At 68.0% G+C, this 25,830-nt stretch carries 26 protein-coding genes and 1 tRNA gene; 10 read left to right on the plus strand and 17 right to left on the minus strand.

The window, feature by feature from the left end; translation table 11 throughout:
• Positions 1–5: 5 nt before the first annotated feature.
• On the minus strand, positions 6–1,118 hold the full coding sequence (locus tag D1610_RS04715) for an S-(hydroxymethyl)glutathione dehydrogenase/class III alcohol dehydrogenase (RefSeq protein ID WP_118863021.1): 1,113 nt from the start codon (positions 1,116–1,118) through the stop codon (positions 6–8).
• An 82-nt stretch (positions 1,119–1,200) separates the two neighbouring features.
• Here D1610_RS04715 and D1610_RS04720 point away from each other — a divergent pair, with 82 nt between their 5' ends.
• A complete protein-coding gene (locus D1610_RS04720) occupies positions 1,201–1,689 on the plus strand; it encodes a flavin reductase family protein (protein ID WP_182466701.1) in 489 nt (162 codons plus the stop codon).
• 13 nt (positions 1,690–1,702) lie between these two features.
• Here D1610_RS04720 and D1610_RS16800 read toward each other — a convergent pair whose 3' ends face one another.
• From D1610_RS16800 to D1610_RS04745, 6 genes are all read right to left on the minus strand, one after another.
• Positions 1,703–2,188 (minus strand): hypothetical protein, encoded by a 486-nt coding sequence (locus D1610_RS16800; RefSeq protein ID WP_147414263.1) that lies wholly within the window; start codon positions 2,186–2,188, stop codon positions 1,703–1,705.
• Between the two features lie 29 nt (positions 2,189–2,217).
• Entirely contained in the window at positions 2,218–2,742 is a 525-nt protein-coding gene (locus tag D1610_RS04725; protein WP_118863023.1) for a gamma carbonic anhydrase family protein, read from the minus strand.
• Between the two features lie 127 nt (positions 2,743–2,869).
• The gene (locus D1610_RS04730) at positions 2,870–3,652 is read right to left on the minus strand and encodes an SDR family NAD(P)-dependent oxidoreductase (protein WP_118863024.1); all 783 of its coding nucleotides are present in this window, start codon (positions 3,650–3,652) and stop codon (positions 2,870–2,872) included.
• A 110-nt stretch (positions 3,653–3,762) separates the two neighbouring features.
• Positions 3,763–4,965 (minus strand): acetyl-CoA C-acetyltransferase, encoded by a 1,203-nt coding sequence (locus D1610_RS04735; protein ID WP_118863025.1) that lies wholly within the window; start codon positions 4,963–4,965, stop codon positions 3,763–3,765.
• Between the two features lie 173 nt (positions 4,966–5,138).
• Complete coding sequence (locus D1610_RS04740; RefSeq protein WP_118863026.1) at positions 5,139–6,554, minus strand: coniferyl aldehyde dehydrogenase; 1,416 nt, start codon at positions 6,552–6,554, stop codon at positions 5,139–5,141.
• Positions 6,555–6,708: 154 nt separating this feature from the next.
• Complete coding sequence (locus D1610_RS04745) at positions 6,709–6,978, minus strand: hypothetical protein (protein ID WP_245941987.1); 270 nt, start codon at positions 6,976–6,978, stop codon at positions 6,709–6,711.
• Between the two features lie 91 nt (positions 6,979–7,069).
• Here D1610_RS04745 and D1610_RS04750 point away from each other — a divergent pair.
• A tRNA-Gly gene (locus D1610_RS04750) sits at positions 7,070–7,143 on the plus strand.
• 102 nt (positions 7,144–7,245) lie between these two features.
• On the opposite strand, the gene D1610_RS04755 is transcribed toward D1610_RS04750, so the two are convergent.
• Positions 7,246–8,004, minus strand: a complete 759-nt coding sequence (locus D1610_RS04755) for a competence/damage-inducible protein A (RefSeq protein ID WP_118863694.1) — start codon at positions 8,002–8,004, stop codon at positions 7,246–7,248.
• Between the two features lie 66 nt (positions 8,005–8,070).
• On the opposite strand from D1610_RS04755, the gene map reads away from it, so the two are divergent.
• Positions 8,071–8,895, plus strand: a complete 825-nt coding sequence (gene map, locus D1610_RS04760; protein WP_118863027.1) for a type I methionyl aminopeptidase — start codon at positions 8,071–8,073, stop codon at positions 8,893–8,895.
• On the opposite strand, the gene D1610_RS04765 is transcribed toward map, so the two are convergent.
• The gene (locus tag D1610_RS04765) at positions 8,889–9,587 is read right to left on the minus strand and encodes an endonuclease V (RefSeq protein ID WP_118863028.1); all 699 of its coding nucleotides are present in this window, start codon (positions 9,585–9,587) and stop codon (positions 8,889–8,891) included. The genes map and D1610_RS04765 overlap by 7 nt on opposite strands.
• 188 nt (positions 9,588–9,775) lie before the next feature.
• On the opposite strand from D1610_RS04765, the gene D1610_RS04770 reads away from it, so the two are divergent.
• The 4 genes from D1610_RS04770 (at position 9,776) to D1610_RS04790 (ending at position 12,932) form a co-directional block, all read left to right on the plus strand.
• Positions 9,776–10,114 (plus strand): P-II family nitrogen regulator, encoded by a 339-nt coding sequence (locus D1610_RS04770; protein ID WP_118863029.1) that lies wholly within the window; start codon positions 9,776–9,778, stop codon positions 10,112–10,114.
• Between the two features lie 106 nt (positions 10,115–10,220).
• Positions 10,221–11,633 (plus strand): type I glutamate--ammonia ligase, encoded by a 1,413-nt coding sequence (gene glnA, locus D1610_RS04780; RefSeq protein ID WP_118863031.1) that lies wholly within the window; start codon positions 10,221–10,223, stop codon positions 11,631–11,633.
• Positions 11,634–11,859: 226 nt separating this feature from the next.
• Positions 11,860–12,375 (plus strand): T6SS effector amidase Tae4 family protein, encoded by a 516-nt coding sequence (locus D1610_RS04785; RefSeq protein ID WP_118863032.1) that lies wholly within the window; start codon positions 11,860–11,862, stop codon positions 12,373–12,375.
• Positions 12,345–12,932 carry a hypothetical protein gene (locus tag D1610_RS04790; protein ID WP_182466702.1) on the plus strand — a complete coding sequence of 196 codons (588 nt, stop codon included), beginning with the start codon at positions 12,345–12,347 and terminating at the stop codon, positions 12,930–12,932. Before D1610_RS04785 ends, D1610_RS04790 begins: the two co-directional genes overlap by 31 nt.
• A gap of 68 nt (positions 12,933–13,000) precedes the next feature.
• Here D1610_RS04790 and D1610_RS04795 read toward each other — a convergent pair whose 3' ends face one another.
• Positions 13,001–13,639 (minus strand): hypothetical protein, encoded by a 639-nt coding sequence (locus D1610_RS04795; RefSeq protein WP_118863034.1) that lies wholly within the window; start codon positions 13,637–13,639, stop codon positions 13,001–13,003.
• Positions 13,636–13,848, minus strand: a complete 213-nt coding sequence (locus tag D1610_RS04800) for a helix-turn-helix transcriptional regulator (RefSeq protein WP_118863035.1) — start codon at positions 13,846–13,848, stop codon at positions 13,636–13,638. Before D1610_RS04800 ends, D1610_RS04795 begins: the two co-directional genes overlap by 4 nt.
• A gap of 147 nt (positions 13,849–13,995) precedes the next feature.
• On the opposite strand from D1610_RS04800, the gene D1610_RS04805 reads away from it, so the two are divergent.
• The gene (locus D1610_RS04805) at positions 13,996–14,568 is read left to right on the plus strand and encodes a hypothetical protein (RefSeq protein WP_118863036.1); all 573 of its coding nucleotides are present in this window, start codon (positions 13,996–13,998) and stop codon (positions 14,566–14,568) included.
• A 25-nt stretch (positions 14,569–14,593) separates the two neighbouring features.
• The gene (locus D1610_RS04810) at positions 14,594–15,202 is read left to right on the plus strand and encodes a flavodoxin family protein (RefSeq protein ID WP_118863037.1); all 609 of its coding nucleotides are present in this window, start codon (positions 14,594–14,596) and stop codon (positions 15,200–15,202) included.
• Here D1610_RS04810 and D1610_RS04815 read toward each other — a convergent pair whose 3' ends face one another.
• The 3 genes from D1610_RS04815 to D1610_RS04825 all read right to left on the minus strand — a co-directional run bounded on the left by D1610_RS04815 (position 15,203) and on the right by D1610_RS04825 (position 17,652).
• Positions 15,203–15,541, minus strand: coding sequence for a hypothetical protein (locus D1610_RS04815; RefSeq protein ID WP_118863038.1), 339 nt, complete (start codon positions 15,539–15,541; stop codon positions 15,203–15,205).
• A 191-nt stretch (positions 15,542–15,732) separates the two neighbouring features.
• The gene (locus D1610_RS04820; protein ID WP_118863039.1) at positions 15,733–16,605 is read right to left on the minus strand and encodes an N-acetylmuramidase family protein; all 873 of its coding nucleotides are present in this window, start codon (positions 16,603–16,605) and stop codon (positions 15,733–15,735) included.
• A gap of 72 nt (positions 16,606–16,677) precedes the next feature.
• The gene (locus D1610_RS04825; RefSeq protein ID WP_118863040.1) at positions 16,678–17,652 is read right to left on the minus strand and encodes a quinone oxidoreductase family protein; all 975 of its coding nucleotides are present in this window, start codon (positions 17,650–17,652) and stop codon (positions 16,678–16,680) included.
• Between the two features lie 85 nt (positions 17,653–17,737).
• Here D1610_RS04825 and D1610_RS04830 point away from each other — a divergent pair, with 85 nt between their 5' ends.
• Positions 17,738–19,162: an aldehyde dehydrogenase family protein gene (locus D1610_RS04830; protein ID WP_118863041.1), complete on the plus strand. Its 1,425-nt coding sequence runs from the start codon at positions 17,738–17,740 to the stop codon at positions 19,160–19,162.
• Positions 19,163–19,259: 97 nt separating this feature from the next.
• On the opposite strand, the gene D1610_RS04835 is transcribed toward D1610_RS04830, so the two are convergent.
• The 3 genes from D1610_RS04835 to D1610_RS04845 are packed head-to-tail and all read right to left on the minus strand — an operon-like array spanning position 19,260 to position 25,794.
• A complete protein-coding gene (locus tag D1610_RS04835) occupies positions 19,260–19,574 on the minus strand; it encodes a TFIIB-type zinc ribbon-containing protein (RefSeq protein WP_118863042.1) in 315 nt (104 codons plus the stop codon).
• Positions 19,575–19,633: 59 nt separating this feature from the next.
• On the minus strand, positions 19,634–23,809 hold the full coding sequence (locus tag D1610_RS04840) for a translocation/assembly module TamB domain-containing protein (protein ID WP_118863043.1): 4,176 nt from the start codon (positions 23,807–23,809) through the stop codon (positions 19,634–19,636).
• Positions 23,809–25,794 (minus strand): autotransporter assembly complex protein TamA, encoded by a 1,986-nt coding sequence (locus D1610_RS04845; protein ID WP_118863044.1) that lies wholly within the window; start codon positions 25,792–25,794, stop codon positions 23,809–23,811. Before D1610_RS04845 ends, D1610_RS04840 begins: the two co-directional genes overlap by 1 nt.
• Positions 25,795–25,830: the final 36 nt, after the last annotated feature.

Consider the following 25,830-nt stretch of genomic DNA (forward strand, 5'->3'; position numbering starts at 1 on the left):
TTGATTCAATAGACCACGACGCTGCGGATGCTCTCGCCCGCGTGCATCAGATCGAAGCCCTTGTTGATCTCCTCGAGGCTCAGGACATGGGTGATCATCGGGTCGATCTCGATCTTGCCCGCCATGTACCAGTCGACGATCCTGGGCACGTCGGTGCGGCCCTTGGCGCCGCCGAACGCGGTGCCGCGCCAGTTGCGCCCGGTGACGAGCTGGAAGGGGCGCGTGGCGATCTCCTTGCCCGCCTCCGCCACGCCGATGATGATGCTGGTGCCCCAGCCGCGGTGGCAGCATTCGAGCGCGGTACGCATCACCTCGGTATTGCCGGTCGCATCGAAGCTGTAGTCCGCCCCGCCGTCGGTGAGCCGGAGCACCTCGGCTATCACCTCCTCACGGGTTTTGCCCTTGCCGTCGATGAAGTGGGTCATGCCGAACCGGCGGCCCCATTCCTCGCGATCAGAGTTGATGTCGACGCCGACGATGACGTCCGCGCCGACCATCCTTGCGCCCTGGATGACGTTGAGGCCGATGCCGCCCAGCCCGAACACCACCACCTTCTCGCCCACCTGCACCTTGGCGGTGTTGACCACCGCGCCGACGCCGGTGGTGACCCCGCAGCCGACATAGCAGCTGGTCTTGAACGGCGCGTCCTCGCGGATCTTCGCCACCGCGATCTCCGGCAGCACGGTGAAGTTGGAGAAGGTCGAGCAGCCCATATAGTGATAGATCGGCTGGCCTTTGTGGCTGAACCGCGTGGTGCCGTCGGGCATCAGCCCCTTGCCCTGCGTCGCGCGGATCGCGGTGCACAGGTTGGTCTTGCCGCTGAGGCACGATTTACACTGGCGGCATTCGGGGGTGTAGAGCGGGATGACATGATCGCCCGGCTTCACGCTGGCGACGCCCGCGCCGACCTCTCGCACCACGCCCGCCCCTTCATGCCCCAGCACGCTCGGGAAAATGCCTTCCGAATCGAAGCCGTCGAGCGTGTAGGCGTCGGTGTGGCAGATGCCCGTCGCCATGATCTCGACCAGCACCTCGCCGGCTTTCGGCCCTTCGAGATCGAGCTCGACGATCTCCAGCGGCTGCTTCGCCTCGAATGCGACGGCGGCGCGGGTCTTCATGCGATCACTCTCCTGCTATGGGCGTCCGGCGGGGCGCGTCACCCGGTTGCACCTCTCGCCCCGCCATGCCATCGCCGCCCGCATGGCCGCAAGCGACCTTGCCGACAATTTCCGCCGCGCGATGCGCACGATCGCATCGACCGTGCATATCGTCACCATCCATGTCGACGGCACGCCGATGGGCATCACCGCGACGGCGGTGTCGAGCCTGGCGATGGAGCCGCCCAGCCTGCTGGTGTGCATCAACGAACGCGCCGCGATCCATCAGGTGATCGGCACGCGCACGCATTTCTGCGTCAACGCGCTGCACCGCGACGATGTGGAGCTGGCGCATCACTTCTCCGACTATCGCATGCGCGAGCTGCGCTTCCGCACCGGCACCTGGCTGACCGACGGCGAGGGCCCGCCGCGCCTGGCCCACGCCCAAGCCTCGATCGTCTGCGCGCTGAGGCAGGAGCACCGCTTCGGCACGCACAGCATCTTCATCGGCGAGGTCGAATCGGTCGCGGTGCGCGAGGACACCGATCCGCTGGTGTATCTGGATGGGGTGTTCGGGGGGTTTGGGGGTTAGTTCGCGGGTGCGTTCACTTCGCGGCCTTTGTTATTCGTCGAAAAAGCAGGAAATCTGCACCGCGCGGCTGTTCGATGAGCAACGTCCTGTCGGATCCTTGGCTGGCGCATTCGGCAACATGACTCCCCGATTCTCCACATAGCCAGGGAAGCCGGTCGCGCTCGTCCTGCGACACGTCGAGATGCTCCAAGATAGAGTAACGCTGCTGCCGCTCGGACCATCCTTGAAAGCATCGTTCGCCCTCTCGGACGCGCCAACTTGCAGCAAAATGCCCATCGCCTTCAACATCACGTAGACGCGTCACGCCCGAACACCCTGAAAGACCGAACTCACGCGATAGCTTCGCGGCATCCCGGTCGCTTACCGGCGTCTCCTTCTCGGCCACTGTCGTTGTCGGACGGGGTTCCCTTGTCTCGACCACGCGCTGTTCTGGCGCATCAGGCTGAGCGCAACCGCATGACATCGCGATGGCGATTATGATGATCGCGTGTTTCAACATGCGCCGGTCATTGTGATCAGCCTCCAAATCTAGTCCAGCCGCCGCAGTTCGGCCGAGAATTGTTTCGCCTTTGCGACATAGTGCGCGGCGGAGGCCTTGAGGATCGCGCGCTGCGCCTCGTCTAGCGTGCGGATCGCCTTGGCGGGGGCGCCTACGATCAGGCTGTTGGGCTCGAACCGCTTGCCCTCGGTCACCAGCGCGCCCGCGCCGACGATGCAGCCGGTGGGGATCACCGCGTTGTTGAGCACGGTCGCCTTCATGCCGATCAGCGCCTCGTCCTCGATGGTGCAGCCGTGGAGCATGGCGTGATGCCCCACCGTCACGTCCGCGCCGACGGTGCAGGGCACGCCGTAATCGGAGTGCAGCATCGCGCCTTCCTGGATGTTCGAACGGTTGCCGACCGAGATCACGGTGTTGTCCGCGCGGATGCACGCGCCGAACCACACGCTCGCCTCATGCCCCAGCACCACCTCGCCGATCAGATCGGCGGAAGGCGCGACCCACGCGTCGAAGCCGAGCTGGGGGCGTTTGCCGGCGATTTCGTAGAGGGGCATGGGGAGTTTCCCTTATTGACTCCCCTCCCTGGATAGGGAGGGGCTGGGGGGTGGGTCGATGCCACAGACGATACGTTTGCGGAGAGGAACCCACCCCCGGCCCCTCCCTTTCAGGGAGGGGAGGTGATTACCGTGGCGCCATGCGGATGGCGCCGTCCAGGCGGACGTCCTCACCGTTGAAATAGCCGCATTCGATCATGGTGAGCGCGAGCTGGGCGTATTCCTCGGGTTGGCCGAGCCGCTTGGGGAAGGGCACGCTGGCCGCGAGGTTGTCGCGCACCTGCTGCGGCGCGCCCTGCATCAGCGGGGTGTCGAAGATGCCGGGCAGGATGGTGTTCACGCGGATGCCCTCGCCCATCAGGTCGCGCGCGATGGGGAGGGTCATGCCGACCACGCCCCCCTTCGACGCCGAATAGGCCGCCTGGCCGATCTGCCCGTCCTCCGCCGCGACGCTGGCGGTGTTGACGATCGCGCCGCGCTCGCCGTCTTCCTGCGGATCGAGCGTCAGCATCCCGGCGGCCGATTTGGCGATGCAGCGGAAGGTGCCGACCAGGTTGATCTGGATGAGCCAGTTGAACGCCTCGAGGCTGAAATGCTTGATGCTGCCGTCTTCCTTCGAACGGCTGGCGGTCTTCATCGCATTGCCGGTGCCGGCGCAATTGACCAGGATGCGTTCCTGGCCGTGCGCGGCGCGCGCCTTGGCGAAGCCGGCGTCGACGCTCTCGTCGCTGGTGACGTTGACCTCGCAGAATATGCCGCCGATCTCGGCCGCGATCGCCTCGCCTTTCTCGGCCTGGAGATCGAAAATCGCGACCTTCACGCCCTTCGCGGCGAGCGCCCGCGCGGTAGCGGCGCCGAGGCCCGAGGCGCCGCCGGTGACGACGGCGGATATGGTTTGATCGAGTTTCATTCTTTCTCCCTTTCCGTCGCCCCTGCGCAGGCAGGGGCCTCAGTCGGCAAGCGCAGGTGTCGTATGTGCCACAAACCCAGAGGCCCCTGCCTGCGCAGGAGCGACGGACATTACGCCGCCTTCGCCTCCTCCACCGGCGCGTCGACCCGCTCGATGATGGTGACATTGGCGATGCCGCCGCCTTCGCACATCGTCTGGAGCCCGTAGCGGCCGCCGCGCTGCTCGAGCGCGTTGAGCAGGGTCGCCATCAGCTTGGTGCCCGACGCGCCGAGCGGATGGCCCAGCGCGATCGCGCCGCCGTTGACGTTGGTCTTCTCATGGGCAGCGCCGGTGTGCTTCATCCACGCCATCGGCACCGGCGCGAACGCCTCGTTGACCTCGGCGACGTCGATATCGTCGATGGTGAGGCCGGCCTTCTTCAGCGCCTTGTCGGTGGCGAACAACGGCTCTTCCAGCATGATCACCGGATCGCCCGCGGTGACCGTCACGTTGACGATGCGCGCGCGGGGCTTGAGGCCGTATTTCCTGAGCGCATCGCCCGAGACGATCAGCACCGCGCTCGCCCCGTCGCAGATCTGGCTGGCGTTGGCGGCGGTGATCGCCCCGCCCTCCTGCAGCAGCTTGACGCCCTGGATGCCCTCCAGCGTCGCATCGGCGCGAACACCTTCGTCCGCGCTGTGCTTCGCCGGGCCTTCGGGCGTCTCGATATCGAGCGGGACGATCTCGTTGTCGAACCGGCCCTCCGCCGCCGCCCTGGCCGCGCGCCTGTGCGATTCGAGCGCATAGGCGTCGAGCTCGTCCTTGGAAAAGCCGTGCTTCCTGGCCACCATCTCGGCGCCGATGAACTGGCTGAACATGATGCCGGGGAATTTCTCCTCCAGCCGCGGCGACTTGTAGTTGCCCAGCCCCTCCTTGGCGTGGAACGCACCGGTCGAGCCCATCGGCACGCGCGTCATGCTCTCGACGCCCGCGGCGATCACCACGTCCTGCGTGCCCGACATCACCGCCTGGGCGGCGAACTGCATCGCCTGCTGCGAGGATCCGCACTGGCGGTCGATGGTGACCGCGGGGACGCTGTCGGGCAGCTTGTGCGAGGCGAGCACGCAGTTGCGGCCGACCTGGAAGCTCTGCTGCCCGCCCTGCATGACGCAACCCATGATGACGTCATCGACGATGGCGCCGTCGATCCCGGTGCGCTCGACGATCGCGTCGAGCACCGCCGCGCCCATGTCCACCGGGTGGGTGCCGGCGAGCCGCCCCCCGCGCTTGCCGCCCGCGGTGCGCACCGCATCGACGATATAGGCCTCGGCCATTCTCGCTCTCCTTGAGACTCGGTCGTGATTTGAAAACAGAGTATGGTGCGTGCGCCGCTTTACGCAAGCGTAAACCACCATCGTCGCCCCTGCGCAGGCAGGGGCTTCTGGGTTTGTGGCACATCGGGCGTTTCGCATGCCGCCTGAGGCCCCTCCCTTCGCAGGGGCGACGATCAGCCGATCTGCTGCCGGATCGTCTTGGCCGTCGCCTTGCCGTAGGGCGGCTTCAGGCCGGCGAGCCTGGCGACGTCCAGCTTCGACTGGCGGAACACCGCGCGGGCATGGCTGAAGGTCTTGAAGCCGTCGCGGCCGTGATAGGCGCCCATGCCCGATGGACCGACGCCGCCGAAGGGCAGGTCCTCCATCGAGACGTGGAAGATCACGTCGTCGAGCGTGACCCCGCCCGATATCGTCCGGTCGAGCACGCGGCGGCGCTCGGTGCTGTCTCCGCCGAAGTAATAGAGGCCGAGCGGACGGTCGCGGCGGTTCACCTCGGCGATGGCGTCGTCGAGGTGCTTGTAGGTCCGCACGGGGAGGATGGGGCCGAAGATTTCCTCCTGCATCACGGTCATGTCGTCGGTGGCGCCGCGCACGATGTGGAGCGGCATCTTGCGCGCGTTGCTGGTGGCGAAATCCTCGTTCGACGGGTTGACCGTGACGATCTCGGCGCCCTTCGCGCGCGCATCGTCGAGCCAGGCGGAAAGCCGCGCGAAGTGGCGATCGTTGATGATCGCGGTATAGTCCGGGTTGTTGAGCAGCCAGGGATATTGCGCGCTCGCCGCGGCGACCAGCCCGTCGACCACCTGCTGCTCCTGCGCTTCGGGCGCCAGCATGTAATCGGGCGCGAGACAGATCTGGCCGGCGTTCATCATCTTGCCCGTCACCACCCTGTCGGTCGCGCGGGCGATATCGGCGCCGCGTCCGACGATGGCGGGGGACTTGCCGCCCAGCTCCAGCGTGACGGGCGTCAGATTGTCCGCCGCGGCGTGGAGGATGTGCCGGCCGATCCCGGTCGCGCCGGTGAAGATCAGGTGGTCGAAGGGCAGCTCGGCGAAAGCCTTGCCGACCTCCGGCCCGCCCGAGACGAAGGCGAGCTCGCTCGCGTCGAAATATTCGGCCGCGAGCACCTGAAGCGCGGCGGCGACGGCGGGGGTGTATTCGGACGTCTTGACCATCGCCCGGTTGCCCGCGGCGAAGATGCCGGCGAGCGGCCCCATCACCAGATTGACCGGGAAGTTCCATGGGCTGATCACGCCGACCACGCCCTTCGGCTGGTACTCGACCCACGCGCGCGCGCCGAGCAGCCCGAGCGGGAACTGCACCGATCGCCGCTCGCTCCTCGCCCAGCCGGCGGCATGCTTCATCGCGTGGCGCAGGGGGCCGATCGAGGCGGCGATGTCGGTGATCATCGATTGCTCGCGGCTGCGATGGCCGAAATCCTCCGACAGCGCGTCGCACAGGCGCGGCGCATTGTCCTTCACCATCGCGATGGCGCGGCGCAGCCGGTCCTTGCGGAGGGAAATCGCCACCGGCAGATCGGCGTCGAACGCCGTGCGCTGCACGTCCAGCATCGCGCGCAGATCGGTCATCGGCCCCTCCCGTTGCTTATCGCAACCGAATAGAGCCTAAGTCGCACGCTTGAGCAACTATCGTCGCCCCTGCTCAGGCAGGGGCCGATGGGTTTGTGGCACATTCGACGCTGCATATGCCGATAAAGGCCCCTGCCCGCGCAGGGGCGACGGTTCAGCTTGCATTCTCCGACGGATCGTCCTTGCGCCAGAGATAGCGGTACACGCCGAGCGCGTTGATGCCGAACAGCACGATGTTCTGCACCGCCAGCGCATTCTCGCCGGTCAGGAAGCCCGAGATGATCCAGGCGACCGAAGCGCCGAGGAACACGACGAATCCCCAGCCGGTCAGCCGCCGCCCGCCGTTCCAGGCGATCATCGCGGCGGCGATCATGCCGCCGATCGAAGCGGTCCATTTGAGGATTTCCATCGCGCTGCCGTCCATTGGCGTCTCCTTGTCGCCGTCGCTTAGCGCATCGCGGCACGCAGCGCATTGACCGCGCGCAACCGGATGTGGCAACGCGTCGGCCGCGCGGGCGGGTGTAGCTCAATGGTAGAGCAGAAGCCTTCCAAGCTTACGACGGGGGTTCGATTCCCCTCACCCGCTCCAGGTCGCGCCGCGCGACGATCCAGCAAAGCTGGATCGCGCTATTTGCGGCGCGACCGGCCGGCGGCGCCGACCGACGACGCGGGCTTTGCCCGCGGCGCTTTGTCAGATCCCATCGCTCACAACGACGTGCCCGGCCTCCGTCAGCCGCTCGCGCAACTCACACAGGCAGGCCTCCAGCGCCGCCCTTTCCACCGATCGCACGACGAAATTCGCGCCCACCCGGCCTTCGCGAAAGAATGGGTAGCTGCCGATCGCCGCCGCCGGATGGGCCTTCTCCACCGCGCCGAGCAGATCGGCCACCTCGCTCTCCGCGACCCAGACGCCGATCGTCGCGGACAGCACGGGCAGTCCGCCCTCCAGCGTCCCGGTGAGCGAATCGAGCATCCCGGCGGTGATGTGCGGCACCCCCGCCATCACGAAGATGTTGTCGATATGGATGCCGGGCGCGCCGGACATGCGGTTGGGGATCAGCGCCGCCCCTTCCGGCACGCGCGCCATGCGCATCCGCGCCTCGGTCAGCCCGCCGCGAGTCTCGTAATAGCGCTGCAGCACCGCCAGCGCGTCCGGGTGATAGGTCACGGCGAGGCCCAGCGCTTCGGCGATCGCATCGACGGTGATGTCGTCGTGCGTCGGCCCGATGCCGCCGGTGGTGAACAGATAGTCGTTGCGCGCGCGCAGGGCATTGACCGCCGCGACGATCGCCGCGGTGTCGTCCGGCACCACGCGCACCTCGACCAGGCGGATGCCCTGGACGTTCAGCCATTTGGCGACCTGTGCGACATTCTTGTCCTGGGTGCGGCCGGACAGGATCTCGTCGCCGATCACCGCCAGGGCCGCGGTCCAGATGCGCGTCTCGCTCATGCTCGCGGCCATAGACCCGTCCCGGCCCCCTCGCAAAGCGCGGACTGCCGCGCTATATCGGGGGGCATGACCGAATATGTGACGATCGGCGCCGCCGATGCACCACTGCGCACCGGTGCGATCAAGCTGCACGGCCCCGAAGGCTTCGAAGGAATGCGCCGCGCGGGCCGGCTGGCGGCGGAGGTGCTCGACATGCTCGCGCCGCATGTCGTCCCCGGCGTTTCGACCGAGGCGCTAGACGACATGGTCCGCGAGCATATGCTGCGCGGCGGCGGCATTCCCGCGACGCTCGGCTATCGCGGCTACACGCACAGCTCCTGCATCTCGATCAACCATGTCGTCTGCCACGGCATCCCCTCGGCCAAGACGCTCAAATCGGGCGATATCGCCAATATCGACGTGACCGTGATCGTCGACGGCTGGCATGGCGACACCAGCCGCATGTTCCTGGTCGGCGACGTGCCGATCAAGGCGCGCCGGCTGGTCGACGCGACCTATGAGGCGATGATGCTCGGCATCGAGCAGGCGCGGCCCGGCAACCATCTTGGCGACGTCGCCAACGCCATCCAGCGCTACGCCGAAAGCCACCGCTACGGCGTCGTCCGCGATTTCTGCGGCCACGGCGTCGGCCGGCTGTTCCACGACGCGCCCGAGGTCGTCCATGTCGGCCGCCCCGGCACCGGGCCCGAGCTCAAGCCGGGCATGTTCTTCACCATCGAGCCGATGATCAACATCGGCCGCCCCGACGTGAAGGTGCTGGACGACGGCTGGACGGCGGTGACGCGCGACCGGTCGCTCTCCGCGCAGTTCGAGCATTCGGTGGGGATCACCGAAACCGGCTGCGAGATCTTCACCAGGAGCCCCGCAGGACTCGACCGCCCGCCTTACTGAGCCGCCTCCGCCACGCGCCGGGCCGCATTGGCGGCGTCGTGCGCCAGGCGGATGGGCAGCGGCAGGCGGCGGCCGTCGCACAGCTTCAGCACCCATTCGACCGCGGTCTCGAGCGAGACGCGGTGACCGGTCGAGACGTAGATCGGCGCGGCGCGTTCGCGCGTCCGGAGCGCCACCGCGACGATCTCGCCGCGATCGACCAGAGGCGCGCGGCTGCCGCGCGCCGCGCCCAGTTCGCCCTCGATCCGCCCGCATAGGATCGTCTTGGCGCAGCCGATCGTCGGCACGCCGGCGAGCACGCCGACATGCGTCGCGATGCCGCAGCGGCGCGGGTGCGAGCGGCCGTGACCGTCGACCAGCATCAGATCGGGCGGCGCGTCGAGCAGCGCCAGCGCCGCCAGGATCGCCGGCGTCTCGCGAAAGCCGAGATAGCCGGGGACATAGGGGATGTCGGGCACGAGCGTGACGCTCGCCGCGATCTCCGCAGCCCCTCCCGGCCAGGAGATCGGCGCGGCGGCGGCGTGGATCGGCCCGCGGCTGTCGCGCCACTTCATCGAGGTGTCGACGCCCACGATCCGCCGCACCGGCCCGATTCGGTCGTCGCACTCGGTGATTTCCGCGATTTCGCGCTGCACCTGGCTCGCCGCCTTGAGGCCGGGCGGGTTGAGCCAGTGGGAGGGGAAGCCGTTCACCGCCCCAACATCGGGATCGCTGCCGCACGATCAAGCACATGACGGGATGTTGCCCGTTTTTTGGGCAGCGCGGCGGGCGCCTGGTCGTATTTATCCACGTCATCCCGCCCGTCGCGCGGCTGGCACGCTTGCTGCAATGCACCCGGCAAGGCACAAGGATCGCCACAGGTTGGCGGGGGATTACGCGCGTGAAGAAGATCGAGGCGATCATCAAGCCGTTCAAGCTCGATGAGGTGAAGGAGGCGCTGCACGAGGTCGGCGTCAGCGGCATCACCGTGACCGAGGCTAAGGGCTTCGGTCGCCAGAAGGGCCATACCGAGCTCTATCGCGGCGCCGAATATGTCGTCGACTTCCTGCCCAAGGTGAAGCTGGAGGTGGTGGTCGAGGACGGCCTGGCGGACCGCGTGGTCGAGGCGATCGCCGCCGCCGCGCAGACCGGCCGCATCGGCGACGGCAAGATCTTCGTCATTCCGGTGGAAACGGCGCTCCGCATCCGCACCGGCGAGCGCAACGAGGATGCGATCTAGAAACCTAGAAGGTCGCCCCCGCGAAGGCGGGGGCCCCTGGGCAGTGAAACACCAACATACCGGCCCCCGCCTTCGCGGGGGCGACGCACGAGGGAAAGCGAACGAAATGGCCAACACCGCCAACGACATCCTGCAGATGATCAAGGACCAGGAGATCGAATGGGTCGATCTCCGCTTCACCGATCCCAAGGGCAAGTGGCAGCACCTGTCGATGGTCGCATCGGGCCTGGACGAGGACCAGCTGACCGACGGCCTGATGTTCGACGGCTCCTCGATCGCCGGGTGGAAGGCGATCAACGAATCGGACATGATCCTGAAGCCCGATCTGGACGCGGTGTGGGTCGATCCCTTCTCGGCGACGCCGATGCTGATCCTGGTCTGCGACATCGTCGAGCCCTCGACCGGCGACCTCTATGACCGCGATCCGCGCTCGACCGCCAAGCGCGCCGAATCCTACCTGAAGAGCACCGGCATCGGCGACACCATCTATGTCGGCCCCGAAGCCGAGTTCTTCATGTTCGACGACGTCAAGTTCGAGAACAGCTACTCGTCGAGCTATTTCAAGATCGACGATGTCGAGCTGCCGGAGAATTCCGGTCGCGACTATGAAGGCGGCAATCTCGGCCACCGCCCGCGCGCCAAGGGCGGCTATTTCCCGGTCGCGCCGGTCGACTCCGCGGTCGACATCCGCGCCGAGATGGTCTCGACCATGCTCGAAATGGGCCTGCCGTGCGACAAGCACCATCATGAGGTCGCCGCCGCGCAGCACGAGCTGGGCCTGACCTTCGGCACGCTGGTGACGACTGCGGACCGCATGCAGATCTACAAGTACGTCGTCCACCAGGTCGCGCACGCCTACGGCAAGACCGCGACCTTCATGCCCAAGCCGATCAAGGACGACAACGGATCGGGCATGCACACGCACATGTCGATCTGGGACGGCGGCAAGCCGCTGTTCGCCGGCAACGGCTATGCCGGCCTTTCGGAAACCTGCCTGTTCTTCATCGGCGGCGTGATCAAGCACGCGCGCGCGCTGAACGCCTTCACCAATCCCACCACCAACAGCTACAAGCGGCTGGTGCCGGGCTTCGAGGCGCCGGTGCTGCTCGCCTATTCGAGCCGCAACCGCTCCGCCTCGTGCCGCATCCCCTACGGCACGGGCGACAAGGCCAAGCGAGTCGAGTTCCGCTTCCCCGACGCGCTCGCCAATCCCTACCTCGCCTATGCGGCGCTGCTGATGGCTGGTCTCGACGGCATCCAGAACAAGATCCATCCGGGCGAGGCGATGGACAAGAACCTGTACGACCTGCCGCCCGCCGAGCTGGTCAACGTGCCGACGGTCTGCGGCTCTCTCCGCGAGGCGCTGATCGCGCTTCAGGAGGACAACGAGTTCCTGCTGCGCGGCGACGTGTTCACCAAGGACCAGATCGAATCCTATGCCGAGCTGAAGTGGGAAGAAGTGATCCGCTTCGAAACCACGCCGAGCCCGGTGGAATACGATATGTACTACAGCTCGTAAACGCGGCCACGCCCGCGTCGTTGACGAAAAGACAAAGGGGGCGCCCGAAGCTGTTCGGGCGCCCCTTTTCATGTCCTCTTTCTCGAGCCGCGACATCAGGCGCCCCGCCTTTGGATGATCCGAAGATCGACCGCCGCTCCGTGTCTTTCGAATTGACTTCAACGATCAGATTCGCAACGATCTTCCCAAGGTCGCAACGATATCCATTCTCGGGGGGAGAACGGTTGTGGCCAAGCCTGCGTTCAACGCGATGTGGCTGAACTATCCAAAAGGCGATCCCAAGTCGGTATTCACGCATATCGGCTGGGGCGAGTTCTACGGCAAACCGGGTTGGGAGAACACCTGCGCGCTGCGGATGAGCATTGCCCTTGGCCTGAGCGGCGTCGCCATCAAGAGCAGCGCCGGAATGCGTGCGCTCGCCGGGCCGCTCAAGGGCAAATGGATCGAACCGCGCCAGGACAGGCTATCCGAAAATCTGCGGGAAATCTGGGGCGAGCCGCTGAAATGCGATGCGGCGCTGGGGAACAGGAGGCTCGCCGGGACCGACGGCGTGATCAGCTTCTGGCAGATCGCGGGCTATGACGTCGGCGGCCAGCTGGGCGGCCATATCGATCTGATCGACGGTTCGGTGGTGGAAGAAAAGGACTGGTGGGGCCACGTCATCGATCGGACCATCAGCTACCGCACCGCCCACGGCAACTATATGGACAAGTGCAAGAGCATCTGGTTCTGGAAGCTGTGATGTTGCGCAGGCTATTGTCCGGCGTGATCGCGCTGGCGCTCCTCGGCGGCGGGTGTTCGGCCGGACAGCCGTCCGCCGCGACGCAGCCCGAACAGTCCGCCGATGTCGCCTGTGACTATGTGATCGAGCCTCCCGGGGCCGATGGCGTCGCCATGCTGCGAGGAACCTGCGACGCTCCGGCCGAGGGCTTGGCCCGAACCCTGCGCGGCGCCGAGTCGCTAGCGGGCGCGCGCCAGCTGGCGCTCGGTCGCACGGCCTTGGCCGCAGGCGGAATCTTCGATCATTGTGCGCTGTTGGCGCGGCTCGCCCGCGATCCTCGTTGGAAGGACGGTATCGACAGCGCCGGGGCCGCGGGGCCGCTGAACGACGCGCTCAATGCCGCCGGACCGGTCGCGCCGGTCGAAGCGGCGCTGGCCGCGCATGGTCTGCGCGTCGCCAATATTCAGGCTGAGATGGTGCTCATCGCGGGCTCTCCCGCAGCCGGTTGCCCGGCGAGCCCTCGAACGGTCCCCTCCGAAGCGCAGATATGGCTGATGCTCGAACGAGAGGCGCCCTGAGAGCGGGCGTTCGCCAAACATGACGCGGTGAGGGGCACGGCGAGTCGGTCCGGCCGCCCCCCTCCGCTCTAGCGCTGCGCGAGCAACCCGCGCCGGCCGGCCGCCATGAACGCGCCGAGCAGGACCGCCGCCGCGGCGAGCGCGACGACCCCCAGCGGATCGATCGCGGGAAGATGGCCGAGATGGGCGAGCCCCGCCCACAGGATCAGCGCCGGCAGCAGCAGGTGCATCGCGAAGGCCGAACCTTCCCATGACAGCTGCCGCCAGAGCTCGTCATAAAGCCGCCATTGCCGCAGATAGATCGCGATGTTGATCGCGATCGATGCGAGCATCGCCGCGATCGCCACCCAATCCGCCACGAAGCCGCCGGCGCCGGCCGCGGCGAGCAACAGCAGCATCGCGCCGAACGCGCCCATGGAGAGCGCGCTGCCCGACAGGATCGCACGCTGCTCGCGCAGTTCCTCCGCATCGCCGACGTTGAGCACGCGCGCGCCGAGCGACGGCGCAAGAATGCCGAAGCCGACGAACAGCCCCGTCAGCAGATAGACGAATCCTACGCCGCTCAAGGCGATACGCCCCCCGCTCCAGCTCGCGGAAACCTCGCCGCCCAGATTGAGGAAGCCCATCATCGCGCCGAACCCGAACAGGGCGCCGATCGCGGCGCTGATCACCGGCTTGCGCCATGTCCTTTGCGCTGGCTTGTTCATTGTCCATCCTCCGGTTGCCATTCGTCGATGAAAAGATCGGGCACCGCGACGCCGAACAGCCGCGCCATGCGCAGCGCCAACGGCAGGCTCGGGTCATATTTGTCGGTCTCGACCGCGTTGATCGTCTGCCGCGACACGCCGAGGCGGTTGGCCAGTTCGCCCTGGCTCCATCCCCGTCCTTCGCGGAACTCGCGAACCTTGTTGAGCATCTGCGCCTCGATTGCCTGTAAAGAGCTCTTTACAGCGACGCACCCAGACCTGTCAAGAACTCTTTACAGCACATCGCGCTGGAGGCCGTGCGGGCGCTTCGCGGATTTCGCTTTATTTGTAGGAAATCCTACGTCATTGTTCTTTATATGTTCCCCTCCGACTCGCCTGACGACCTGCTCCTCTTCACCCCCGTCCCGCTCGGCCGGGCGACGGCGGCGGACTGGCATCCGCATGTCCAGCGCGAGTTCATCCGCGCGCTCGTCAGGCTGGGCGTGGTCGCCGCGGCGGCGCGCAGCGTCGGGCGGTCGGCGCGTTCCGCCTATCGGTTGCGCGCCCGGCCCGGTGCCGAGAGCTTCGCCGCCGCGTGGGACGAGGCGCAGGCGATCGCCGCGAGCCGCGCCTGGGATACGGTGGTTGCGCGCGGCTTCGGCCCGATCGAGCGGCCGGTCTTCCATCGCGGACGGCAGGTCGGCGTGCGCCAGCATTATGACAACCGCCTGCTCACCTCGGCGCTGTTCGCCCAGGATCGCGCCGCGGACCGGCTCGCCGCGGCCCATGGCCACGCCGCACCCGAGGAGATCTTCGCCGAGGCGATGGCGCTGATCGGCAGCGGCGACGCAACGAAATTTCCTACCCGCGCAACGCAATGTCCGAACACCCGCGACTCTTGCGACGCACGGTCGGGCCCGGATGGATCGGAGGCGCGTCCGGCCCGTTAGGGGTTCAGCTCAAGGAGAAACCCCCATGACCGTCACCGCCATCGCCATCAACTGCACCCTCAAGGCCGAGGGCGAATCCTCGACCGACGCGATGATCGCGGTGCTTGGGAAAGCCTTCACCGAACATGATGTGCGGATCAGCGAGACGATCCGCATCGCGGAGCATGACGTGAAGCCCGGCGTCACCTCAGACGAGGGCGAGGGCGACGCCTGGCCGGCGATCCGCGCGAAGATCCTGGCGCACGATATCCTGATCTTCGGCGGGCCGATCTGGATGGGGCAGATCGGCAGCATCGCCAAGCGCGTGCTCGAACGGATGGACGCCTTCCTCTCCGAGACCGACGACAGGGGCCGCATGCCGAGCTACGGCAAGGTCGCGGTCGCGGCGATCGTCGGCAACGAGGACGGCGCGCACTGGTCGTCGGCGCAGCTGTTCCAGTCGCTGAACGATACCGGTTGGACCATCCCGGCCGGCGCCGCCTGCTATTGGGTCGGCGAGGCGATGGGATCGGTCGACTTCAAGGACCTGCCGGAGACGCCCGACAAGGTGACCCAGACGGCGGAAATGCTCGCATCGAACGCCGTGCACCTGGCCGGCCTGCTCAAGGAGAGGACCTATCCTGGTCAGGGATGATCAGGGCAGCGCCTCGGCCAGCGCCTCGATCGATTTCGCTTCGGGCGCGCTGTCGAACCTGCCGGACAAGCCCTCGTCCACCTGCCAGCCCTCTGCCGCGCGCCGCAGGACGACCGCGGTATGAAAATCGGCATTGGGCGATCCGACATCGTAGAGCAGGCCGATGCGTTGCGCAGCGTCATCGGGCGGCAACGCGCCGGCGCCGGTGAGCCGATAGCAGGTGTAGACCTCGGTCTCGCCCGTTCCGATCGTGACCAGGCGCTTGCCGTCGATCGTGACGCCGCACTGCGAGTCGGACAGCCCCCGCTTCTCTACCGTGCGAAACGGTACGACGGTCACCGTCCCTTCCGCGCCAAGGCTGATCGTTCGCGCCGATCCGTCAGCCTTTTCGGCCTTTTCCGCCTCCGCTTGTCCGGAAGGAAGCGGCGCGGAGGTGGCCGACCGTTCGTTCGCTGGCCGCGGGGCCGATTGGCCGCAAGCGGAGAGTGCGAATAATGCTGCGAACGAAGCGAACATCGCGAGCCTTTCCATTATCGCACCGGCGCGCTCAGCCGCTCATAAGCGCGGCGCATCTTCCCGTCATAATCGTTGCGCGCATATTGAGGGCCATTATAGCGCCGCGCAAAGCTCGTCCAATCCTTGTCGCGGATCGCGCGGGTGAGGTTGGCGTCGGCCGAGACAAAGGCGACGAACGCGGCGAGGTGATCGGCCTGGCTGTTCATCATCGCCGTCACTAACGCCTCCACCGTGCCGTGCCCCGCAGCAACGTGATTCTCGCCGAGAATCTGGAACAACCCCCACGAAGCGGATTTGAGCGCCGCGGCCTCATCCAGCATCGCCGCGCGGCGCAGCCGGCCATATTGCGCCGAAGACCGGCCATAGCCGCCCCAATCGGGGTGCGAGATATCGCTGTGCGTGCGGTCGAAGCGGCCATTGGTCCAGCGCCTGAACTTGTGCCGTTCGAACAGGATGATCGGGCGTCCCATCGAATCCCACGCCTCGTCCCGCGCCTCGGTTTCGGCGACGGCGCGGATCGCCGCGGCTTCGCACGACAGGCGCGTGGCGGCGGCGGCATAATCGGCGGCGGTCAGCGTATCGCCGAAATGGCCCCAGCACAGATTGTGGAAGATGCGGTGCTGCGGCCCGATGATCGCGGAAAGATTGAGCCGCGACAAGGTGAAGCCGCGCGGATCGACCCTGCCGTCGGGCCGGGCAAGCGCCGCACCATCCGCCTGAAAACCGACGATTGCGGCGGCGGTGGCCTGATCGAACTGGCCGCTGGCCTGCGGGGCTGGAACGCCGTTCAACCAGCGGCTGTGCCGAATCAGCAGATCCTGGATGATGCGGACATCGGCGGGCGCATTCGTCGCGCCCGGGCCCACCGCTGCGGAAATCTCGGGCATCGCGCTTCCCTTTTTTCCTCTTGGTCAAAGGGTTTGTGCGCCCGCGGCGTTACAATGACAAGTCAGACCCGCCTAGGGAATCAGCAGCGACGCGCCCCTGGTCTCGCCCGCCTCCAGCGCGCGGTGGGCCTCGGCGGCGTCGGTCAGCGCGAAGGTCTGGCCGATCTCCGGCGCGATCGCCCCCGAACGCAGCATCTCCCACAGCCGCGCGACTCCGGCCTCGCGCTCCTCGGGCGTGATGTAATAGTCGAACAGCGTCGGCCGGGTGACGAACAGCGATCCGTGCCGTGCCAGAACTCCCAGCCCCACGCCCTCCACCGCGCCGCCGGCATTGCCGAAGCTGACGATCATCCCGCGCCGCGCCGCCGCCTTGAGCGACATCTTCCACATCGCCATGCCGACGCCGTCGAACACCACGTCCACGCCGCGCCCGTCGGTCAGTTCGCGCGCCCGCGCGGCGACATCCTCCTGCTTGTGCAGCAGCACATGATCTGCCCCGGCCGCTCTCGCCCGTTCCGCCTTCTCCTCGCTGCCGACGCTGCCGATCACGGTCGCGCCCACCGCCTTGAGCCAGCCGACCAGCAGATGCCCGACCCCGCCCGCCGCGGCGTGGACCAGCGCGGTCTGGCCCGCCTCGACGCGCGCGCAGCGTTCGACGAGGAACTCGGTGGTGCAGCCCTTGAGCATGATCGCCGCCGCGGTGCGGTCGTCGATGTCGTCGGGCAGCTTGAACAGCGACGACGCCGCGACGTTGCGCGCGGTGGCGTAGGCGCCGAGCCCGGGACCGAAGGTCGCGACGCGGTCCCCCGGTGCGAGGGCGGAGACGCCCGCTCCCACCGCCTCGACCGTGCCGGCGGCTTCGGACCCGAGGCCGCTCGGCAACTGCACCGGATAGAGGCCGGAACGGTGATAGGTGTCGATATAGTTGAGGCCGACCGCGGTGTGGCGCACGCGCACCTCGCCTGCGCCGGGTTCAGGCAGATCGGCCTCGCGCCACTCGATCACCTCGGGCCCGCCCGTCCGTTCGATCACCGCACTTCGCGCCATTGCCGGTCTCCCTTTCACCTTGCAACGCGCTTTGCGGCGCGCCATGTCAGCCACCATACCTGATATTCGATCGACGGAGGCGAGGATGAAGAGCTACCTCAACCACTATATCGGCGGCCGGTGGGTCGAGAGCGAAGGTGGGAAGCGCCACGAGGTGATCAACCCCGCCACCGAGGAATCCTGCACCGAGATCACGCTGGGCAGCGCCGCCGATGTCGACAAGGCCGTCGCCGCCGCGCGCAAAGCCTTCGACAGCTTCAGCCGCACGACCGTCGACGAACGCGTCGCGCTGCTCGAGGCGATCCTGGCCGAGTACAAGAACCGCAGCGGCGACATCGCCGAGGCGATCGCGATGGAGATGGGCTGCCCGATCTCGATCGCGAAGACGGCGCAGGTGGGCAGCGGCATCGGCCATTTCATGGCGGCGATCGCGGCGCTGAAGGAATTCGAGTTCACCGAGAAGGCCGGCAACAGCCTGGTGGTGCATGAGCCGATCGGCGTCGTCGCCCTCATCACCCCGTGGAACTGGCCGATGAACCAGATCGTCGCCAAGGTCGCCCCCGCGCTCGCCGCCGGCAACACGATGATCCTCAAGCCCAGCGAGGAATGCCCCGGATCGGCGGCGATCTTCGCCGAGGTGATGGACAAGGCGGGCGTCCCCGCGGGCGTGTTCAACCTGGTCCAGGGCGACGGCCCCGGCGTCGGCACCGCGCTCAGCACGCATCCCGATATCGACATGGTCAGCTTCACCGGCTCGACCCGCGCCGGGGTGATGGTGGCCAAGGCCGCCGCCGACACCGTCAAGCGCGTGCATCAGGAACTGGGCGGCAAGTCGCCTTCGGTGGTGCTGCCCGGCGCAGACCTCTCCCGCGCGATTCCCGGCACGCTGATGAGCGTGCTGGTCAATTCCGGCCAGAGCTGCATCGCCCCCACCCGCGTGCTGGTCCACAAGGACCAGGCGGACGAAGCCGTCGCAGTGGCGAAGCAGGTGCTGCAGGCGACCCAGACCGGTGATCCGATGGCCGAGGGCCGCCATATCGGCCCCGTGGTCAACAAGGCGCAGTTCGACAAGATTCAGGGCCTGATCGCCAAGGGCATGGAGGAGGGCGCCAGGCTGGAGACCGGCGGCCCGGGCCGGCCCGACGGCGTCGAGACCGGCTATTATGTCAAGCCGACCTTGTTCTCCGGCGTCACCAACGACATGACCATCGCGCGCGAGGAGATCTTCGGCCCCGTCGTCACCATCATCCCCTATGCGGATGAGGAGGAGGCGGTGCGAATCGCCAACGACACCAATTACGGCCTCTCCGCGGTCGTGTTCGGCGATGCCGAGGGCGTGCGCCGCGTCGCGCCGCGACTGCGCGCGGGGATGGTCTATGTGAACGGCGGCCAGCCCGATCCCGGCGCGCCGTTCGGCGGCTACAAGCAATCGGGCAATGGCCGCGAATACGGCAAATACGGCCTTCGGGAGTTCATGGAGGTGAAGTCGGTGATCGGCGAATACGCCTAACCCGTCGCCCCTGCGAAGGCAGGGGCCTCTGTCGGCATAAGCGACACCGGGTGTGCCACCATACCGGCGGCCCCTCGCCTTCGCAGGGGCGATGGGTTCAGTCGAACAGATCCTCCAGGAAGCTCTTCTTGCGCTTCTTGTGATAGCGCGGATCGTAGCCGCGTTCGCCATAGCCGCCCGTGCCGCGCTGTTCGTAGCCGCCCGCGCCCCAGGGCTGGGGCGCGGCCTGCGGCGCCGGCGGCGCGGTCTCCGCGCCCGAACGCTCGATGATCTTGTCGAGCTCGCCGCGGTCGAGCCACACGCCGCGGCATTGCGGGCAATAGTCGATCTCGACGCCCTGGCGGTCGCTCATATGGAGGCCGACCTTGCAGACCGGGCAGAGCATCGCGGCGACGGCTTCGGGGGAACGCATGGATCGTGTCTCCTTCGAGTGGTTGATGGGCGAACGCGCCGCCCGGGCGAATGGCTCCGTCAATAATCCTTCGACACGCGCGCGTTGATGCTCTGGCGGCCGAGCGTCGAGATGCTGGCGAGGACCGAGAGCCAGCGGGTGATCTGGAACTCGACCTGCGTCGCCGAATAGCCCTGCCCGTCGGTGATGATCTCCACGAAGGTGTTGCGGGTGATGTACTTGCCCGCGGCGATGGCGGTCCCCTGCCCGCGCGTCGGGTCGGCGGGGAGGATGCGGAGGCGATCGAGCCCGGCGGCGTCGCGCACCGCGTTGATCGGATTGAGCCCGCCGCCCCCGCCCTGCAGCGAGGCGACGGCGGCGGCGAGCTGCAGCGCCTCGGGCGCCGACAGGTTGGTGATCGAGGTGCCGAACAGCAGCCGCGACAGCAGCTCGTCCTCGGGCAGCGCGGGCACGCTGGTGAAGCCGATGATCGGTCGCTGGCCGGTGCCGGTGACGCGGATCGTCGCGTTGATCCCCTGCGCGTTGGCGTTGGCCGCGATGTCGAGCGTCGGATCGGCCGGAACCTGCCCGCTGAAGCGGATCGAGCCGCGTTCGAGCTCGAAGGTGCGGCCGGCAAACTCATACTCGCCGCGCACCAGGTCCGCCCGTCCCCTGATCTGGGGCGCGGTGACGGTGCCGCCGATATCGAGATCGGCGCTCCATTCGCTTTCGAGGCCGAGGCCCGAGACCTGCAGCCGGTTGGGCGCGCGCGCCTTGAGATCGAGCCGCCATGGCTGGGTGACCAGCTCCTGCTCGATCTCCTCGCCGCGGCGATTGATCTCGCGCACGTTGATCCTGGGGAGCACCGAGGCGGCGGTGGCGCGGCCGAGGGTGAAGCGGCTGCGGTTCATCACCACCTCGCCCGAGATCAGCCCGCCCGATCCGTCCGAGCGGATGCGCAAGGGTCCGGTGACGGTCGCGCCCAAAGTGTCGAGGTCCATCAGCTCGGCATTGTCGGCCTGGATCTGCAGGTCCATGCCGAAGCCGCGCGCGGCGGCGAGGTCGAACACGCCGCGCCCCGAGACGTTGCCCGGCCCGGCGCGCGCGGTGAACTGATCGATCACCAGTCGCGACCCGCCGAAGCGGCCCTCTGCCTTCATCTCGGTCAGCACGGTGCCGGTCAGGGTGCTTTCGAGCCGCATGTTCTGCGTGCGGAGCGTACCGCGGATCTGCGGATCGGCGAGGCGGCCGGTGGCGTCCGCGCCGACCGCGAGATCGCCGCCGAGATCGAATATCTCGATGCCGGTCAGCCGCCACAGCGTGTTGGCCGGGCCGTTGTAGCGCAGCTGCGCGAACAGCGGCGCGTTGGCGAGCCGGGTGGCGAGATCGCCGCCGCCGAGCGGCGACAGGCGCGCCTGGGCGCGGCCGATCGTCCTGCCGCCGCTTGCCGCCACCGCGCGCATCGCGGCGCTGTCCGCGCGCAGCACCGCCGCGACGCCGAGGTCGATCGGTTGCGAGGTGAGGACGAGGCCCGAACGGGTGAGGCCGCGGACGGTGATGTTGGCGCTTCCGGTCGGCGCGGCGCCGGCGATCTGGTTGTAGGTCAGGCGGCCCGACGCGGCGCCGCCGAGCCCCAGCCCGTCATAGGCGATGTCGAGGATCGACAGCGGCATCCGCTGGAGCTGCGCGTTGACGCTGGTCGATTCGGCGCCGAACAGGCCACTCAGGGCAAGGCGCCCGCCGGCATATTCGAGCGTCGCGGGAGCAAGCCGCCAGCCGCCATCCTCGCGCGTCAGCACGGCGGGAGAGCTGAGGGCGATCGGCCGGTCATCGAGCTCGCCCGACGCCTCGATGGCGATGCGGCCCGGCGCGATCTGTGCGACGCCCTGCAACTCGAAGGACTGCCGCCGGCTGCCCTCCACGGAAGCGCGCACCGTGCCGCTGCCGTTACGCAGCTGGGCGGTGGCTTCGAGGCGGGAGAAGCGCAAGCCTCCGCGCCTGAGCCCGCGCGCGTCGATCTTCGCATCGATCGTCTGGCCGTCGGGATCGAGCACGATGGTGCCGTCGACCGTGCCCCGCCGCACGAAGAGGTTGGCTACGCCGCCCAGTTGCGCGCGTTCCAACCGCAACGCGGCGATAATCGCCTGGTTTTCGCCGCGCGGTTCGAAGGTGAGCGTGCCCGAAACGCCGCCGCCGGCGAGCGCGATCTGCCCGTCGAAGCCGCCGGTGACGACGCGCAGATCGCCGTTGGCGCGGAAGCCCGAAACCTGCAGGTCGGCGACGGCTATGGTGGCATTGCCGCCGCGCGGCAGCAGGATCGCGCCGTTCGATGTGAAGGGACCGAGCGTGGATGTGCCCTGGGCCTGGTAATCGAACCCCGCCTCGGTCGGGTCGAGCAGGACACGCACGTCCTTCAGCCCCAAGGCGGGGAGCGGGCTGGCGAGCAGGATGTCGAGCTTGGGCCGGTCGATCCGGCCGTCGAGCTTGAGCTGGAACGGGCCGTATTGCGCCTGCCGGCCCTCGCCTTCGAAATAGAAGGTGCCGTCGCGCCGGCGGTAGCCATTGCCTGTCGCGGTGATCGCGGGCGCGGTGATGCGGACGCCGCGGAGATAGAGGACGCCGTCAGGCCCGCGTTCGAGCGCGGTGGTGATGCGCGGCAGCCCGCCCGCAAGGCTCCTCAGGAAGCCGTTGTCGAGCCGGCGGACGATCGCCTCGCCGCGCCCGACGACGCGGATGCCGCGTCCGCCGGGGCCGGGAATGACGCGCAGCTCGGTCCTGACGTCGACTATGCCGAGGCCGGGGATCAGATAGCGGCCGAGCTGGCCGTTGAGGCTGATCGAATAGTCGCCGGTCTCCAGATTGACCATCAGGCCGATGCGGCTGGTCAGCTTGTCCGAGCGCAGCCGCAGATCGTCGCCGATGATGGTCGTCGCGCTGACGCGGAGGACACCCTCGACCGAGAGGTTGCGGAGGATACCGCCAGCGACCTCGCCCACGCCGGTGACCGCCTGCGCGGTGAAGCGCAGCGGCACGGAGACGGGACTGTCCGACAGCCGCCCGCGTCCGGCGGCGCGCGCGTTGATCAGCCCGGTTTGGCCGAAGGCAACGCGTGGGGCGAGCAGGCGATAGTCGAATTGGGCCGTGTCGAAGGCGCCGTCGAGCAGCAGGCGCAGCTCGATGTCCCGCCCGGTCATGTCGGCGAGGAGATCGCCCGGGCGCAGCAGGCGCGCGGTGACCTGCATGTTGTCGAAGGCGTTGCGGCCGAGATCGACGATGCCCTCCGCCTCGATCGCCAGCGCCGCCGAGCGCAGCGACAGCGTGCCATCGAGCCGGCGGTCGGCGAACGTCGCGGCGCCGTTGATCGCGATGCGCGGCGAGGCGAGTTGGCGGATGCGCGCGCCGGCGATGTCGCCCGGCTGGATCGCGCCCGAAAGCGTGTAGCGCCCCTGATCCACCCCCAGCCGCAGATCGGCGAAGCGCTGGCCCGCAATGTCGGCGATCGCGGTCCCCTCCCAGGCGGACCAGCGGCCGTCGCCCGCGATGTCGAGCGAGATGGAGCGGTTCAGGCCGGCAAGCTTCGCCACCACGCCGTCCGCCGTGCCGCGCACGCGGGCGGCGAGGTCGAAGCGGTCGCCATCAGGCTCGGCGTCGAGCCTGAGCATCACACTGTCGCTGCCCTGGACGAGCGCATCGAGCGAGACCATCGCCCGGCCCGAGCGGATATCGGCGCGCCCGGCGATGCGCCCCTGCCGCGCGACGCCGTTGCCCGTCACCGCCGGCGCGACGGTCAGCCGGTCGATGCGCAGCTCGCCGATGCGGATGTCGAAGCCGGGAAGGATCGGCCCCTCTTCACCCGACGGCACCAGTTCGGGCAGCTTGTGCAGCGTCGCGCGCGGCGCGATCAGCCGGTCGATGGACAGGCGGTTGTCGAGCCAGGCGAGCGGCGTCCAGTCCAGCAAGATGTCGGGCGAGGAGAAGATCAGCCCCTTGTTGTCGCTGATGCGCAGGTCGCGGATGCGCGCGACCGAATAGATCGATCCGTCGATCCGGCCGATCTTGATCCTGAGGCCCGAAGCCGGCGCGAGCGCCGCGATGCGATTGGCAATGAAACGGTGGCCGACCCCGGTATCGAGCACATAGAGCGCGGCGACGATGATCGCGGCGAGCGCGAGCAGGAAGCCGAGCGCCCATTTGGCGATGCGCCCCCAGATGCCGGCGCGCGGGCGTTCAGCCGGCGATGCCCCCTCCTCCGCCATCAGAAGGCCTGGCCCAGCGAGACATAGACGGCGATGCGGGGATCGCCGGGCGCCGGATTGATCGGGGTGCCGACATCGATGCGGATCGGCCCGAAATTGCTGTAGTAGCGCGCGCCGATGCCGGCACCGATGCGCAGATTGTCGAAGCCGGGCAGCGATCCTTCGGAGATGTTGCCGGCGTCGACGAACGGCACCACGCCGAAAGTGCCGAAGCGCACGCGCGCCTCCAGGCTGAACTCGGCCAGGCTCTTGCCGCCGATCGGATTGTTGTCGGCGTCGCGCGGGCCGATCGCCTGATAGGAATAGCCGCGCACCGATCCGCCGCCGCCGGCATAGAAGCGCCGCGACGGCGCGATCGAATCGCGCGAGGCGCCGGCGATGGTGCCCAGCCGCGTGCGGCCGGCGAGCACGACGCGCTCGCCGAAGGGAATATAGACGCTGCCGTCGACCTGGGTGCGGGCATAGCCGAAGACATCGTCCTGAAGCGACAATTCGGGCGACAGCCGCCCGCCCAGGCGGAAGCCGCGCGTGGGGTTCAGCAGATCGTCTGTGCCGTCATAATAGAGGCTGCCGGGCAGCGCCGCGATGAAGAAGGTGCGCCGCCGCTCCTCGCCGGTGGTGACGATCGTGTCGCGCTCGTCGCTCGCCAGCAGCTCGGCGCCGATCGACCAGGTCCAGGGTTTCTGGAAGATGAGATTGGACTGGAGCTCCAGCCCGCCCGAAAGCGACAGCGTCTTCGCATCGAAAGCGTTGCGGTTGATGTTGGCGGCGGAAACCTGGGCGGTCAGCACCCGGTCGCGCGCGTGGAAGTTATTGCGGCGGAAGCTTACCGAGGCGAGCTGCTCCTCGGTACCGGCAACGCCGCGCAGGGTGAGCGCGCCTTCCGGCTTGAACAGGTTGCGGTGCGTCCAGCTCACCTCGGCGCGGAACCCCTCGCCGGTGCCGTAGCCGAGCTCGCCGGCGATGGTGCGCGGCGGTGCGGGATCGAGATCGACCGCGATGTCGACCGTGTCGGGCGTGGCGCCCGGCACGGGCTCCACATCGGCGGAGGAGACGAGGCCGGTCGCGATCAGCGCGCGCCCAAGATCGGTCACGTCGTCCGAATTGTACAGCTCGCCGCGTTCGAAGCGCGCAATGTCCATGACGTGATCGCCGTCGAACACTTGCGTATTGGCCATGCGGATCGCGCCGTAGCGCCGCTGCGTGCCCGGATCGACCGCGACGTTCAGCCGCGCGGTGCGGTTCTCGTGATCGACCACCAGCTCGGGCTCGCCGACCTTGGCGAAGGGGAAGCCCTGGCGGCCGACCTCGGCACGCAGCGCCTCTTCGCCGGCCACGATCTTGTCGGCATTGGCGGGATCCTGCTTCTCGACGCCGAACGCCTCGACCAGCTCGTCGGTGCGGTCGCCGGCCTGCGCCACGCCGGCGAGATCGACATCGGTCAGCTGGTAGATCTCGCCGAGCCGCACGCGTAGCGTGACGACCAGGCGCTCACCCTCGGGCTCGACATCGGGGCGGACGCGAGCGTCATAATAGCCTTCGGCGCGCAGCAGCTCGACGAGCAATTCGGCGTCCTCTCGCGCGCGGCGATCGATCTGCGCGCCGTTGGCGGGCTCTCCGTCATTCTGCTTGAGCACCGACAGTTCGTCGAAGCGGCTGCGGAGCAGGTCGCTCCTGACTTCCTCGATACCGTCGATCCGCACCGAATATCGGCGCTCGGCGGGGCCAGCCGAAACGGTCTCGGCGGGCAGCTGGCCATCAATGAGCTCGTCCGACCGGTCCTCCAGGTCGGGCCAGGCGACGCCGAGATCGGGCAGCGGCGCGAGCGGATCGGAGGGGTCAAGAGCAGGGGGCGGCGTTTGCGGCGTCTGCGCCGCCGGTGGCTGCGCGCCGGCGTCCTGCGCACGCGCGGCTTCGGATGCCGCCAGCATCATTCCGGCGGCCATGAACAGATACGCGCCGCGCGGCAGCACAGGAACCGACATAGCGCGCCGGTCTAAACCCTTGTCCTGTGATGCGAC

Origin of the sequence: Sphingomonas gilva, assembly GCF_003515075.1 — a bacterium.
GTDB lineage: Bacteria > Pseudomonadota > Alphaproteobacteria > Sphingomonadales > Sphingomonadaceae > Sphingomonas > Sphingomonas gilva.

Bases quoted from the DNA above. Each gene is read 5' to 3' on its own strand.
- D1610_RS04810 (WP_118863037.1), top strand. From the start codon at position 14,594: ATGACCGTCACCGCCATCGCCATCAACTGCACCCTCAAGGCCGAGGGC.
- D1610_RS04735 (WP_118863025.1), bottom strand. From the start codon at position 4,965: ATGGCCGAGGCCTATATCGTCGATGCGGTGCGCACCGCGGGCGGCAAG.
- D1610_RS04830 (WP_118863041.1), top strand. From the start codon at position 17,738: ATGAAGAGCTACCTCAACCACTATATCGGCGGCCGGTGGGTCGAGAGC.
- D1610_RS04715 (WP_118863021.1), bottom strand. From the start codon at position 1,118: ATGAAGACCCGCGCCGCCGTCGCATTCGAGGCGAAGCAGCCGCTGGAG.
- map (WP_118863027.1), top strand. From the start codon at position 8,071: ATGACCGAATATGTGACGATCGGCGCCGCCGATGCACCACTGCGCACC.
- D1610_RS16800 (WP_147414263.1), bottom strand. From the start codon at position 2,188: ATGTTGAAACACGCGATCATCATAATCGCCATCGCGATGTCATGCGGT.
- D1610_RS04725 (WP_118863023.1), bottom strand. From the start codon at position 2,742: ATGCCCCTCTACGAAATCGCCGGCAAACGCCCCCAGCTCGGCTTCGAC.
- D1610_RS04800 (WP_118863035.1), bottom strand. From the start codon at position 13,848: ATGCTCAACAAGGTTCGCGAGTTCCGCGAAGGACGGGGATGGAGCCAG.
- D1610_RS04845 (WP_118863044.1), bottom strand. From the start codon at position 25,794: ATGTCGGTTCCTGTGCTGCCGCGCGGCGCGTATCTGTTCATGGCCGCC.
- D1610_RS04820 (WP_118863039.1), bottom strand. From the start codon at position 16,605: ATGCCCGAGATTTCCGCAGCGGTGGGCCCGGGCGCGACGAATGCGCCC.
- D1610_RS04730 (WP_118863024.1), bottom strand. From the start codon at position 3,652: ATGAAACTCGATCAAACCATATCCGCCGTCGTCACCGGCGGCGCCTCG.
- glnA (WP_118863031.1), top strand. From the start codon at position 10,221: ATGGCCAACACCGCCAACGACATCCTGCAGATGATCAAGGACCAGGAG.
- D1610_RS04840 (WP_118863043.1), bottom strand. From the start codon at position 23,809: ATGGCGGAGGAGGGGGCATCGCCGGCTGAACGCCCGCGCGCCGGCATC.
- D1610_RS04795 (WP_118863034.1), bottom strand. From the start codon at position 13,639: ATGAACAAGCCAGCGCAAAGGACATGGCGCAAGCCGGTGATCAGCGCC.
- D1610_RS04835 (WP_118863042.1), bottom strand. From the start codon at position 19,574: ATGCGTTCCCCCGAAGCCGTCGCCGCGATGCTCTGCCCGGTCTGCAAG.
- D1610_RS04745 (WP_245941987.1), bottom strand. From the start codon at position 6,978: ATGGACGGCAGCGCGATGGAAATCCTCAAATGGACCGCTTCGATCGGC.
- D1610_RS04720 (WP_182466701.1), top strand. From the start codon at position 1,201: ATGGCCGCAAGCGACCTTGCCGACAATTTCCGCCGCGCGATGCGCACG.
- D1610_RS04740 (WP_118863026.1), bottom strand. From the start codon at position 6,554: ATGACCGATCTGCGCGCGATGCTGGACGTGCAGCGCACGGCGTTCGAC.
- D1610_RS04825 (WP_118863040.1), bottom strand. From the start codon at position 17,652: ATGGCGCGAAGTGCGGTGATCGAACGGACGGGCGGGCCCGAGGTGATC.
- D1610_RS04755 (WP_118863694.1), bottom strand. From the start codon at position 8,004: ATGAGCGAGACGCGCATCTGGACCGCGGCCCTGGCGGTGATCGGCGAC.
- D1610_RS04805 (WP_118863036.1), top strand. From the start codon at position 13,996: ATGTTCCCCTCCGACTCGCCTGACGACCTGCTCCTCTTCACCCCCGTC.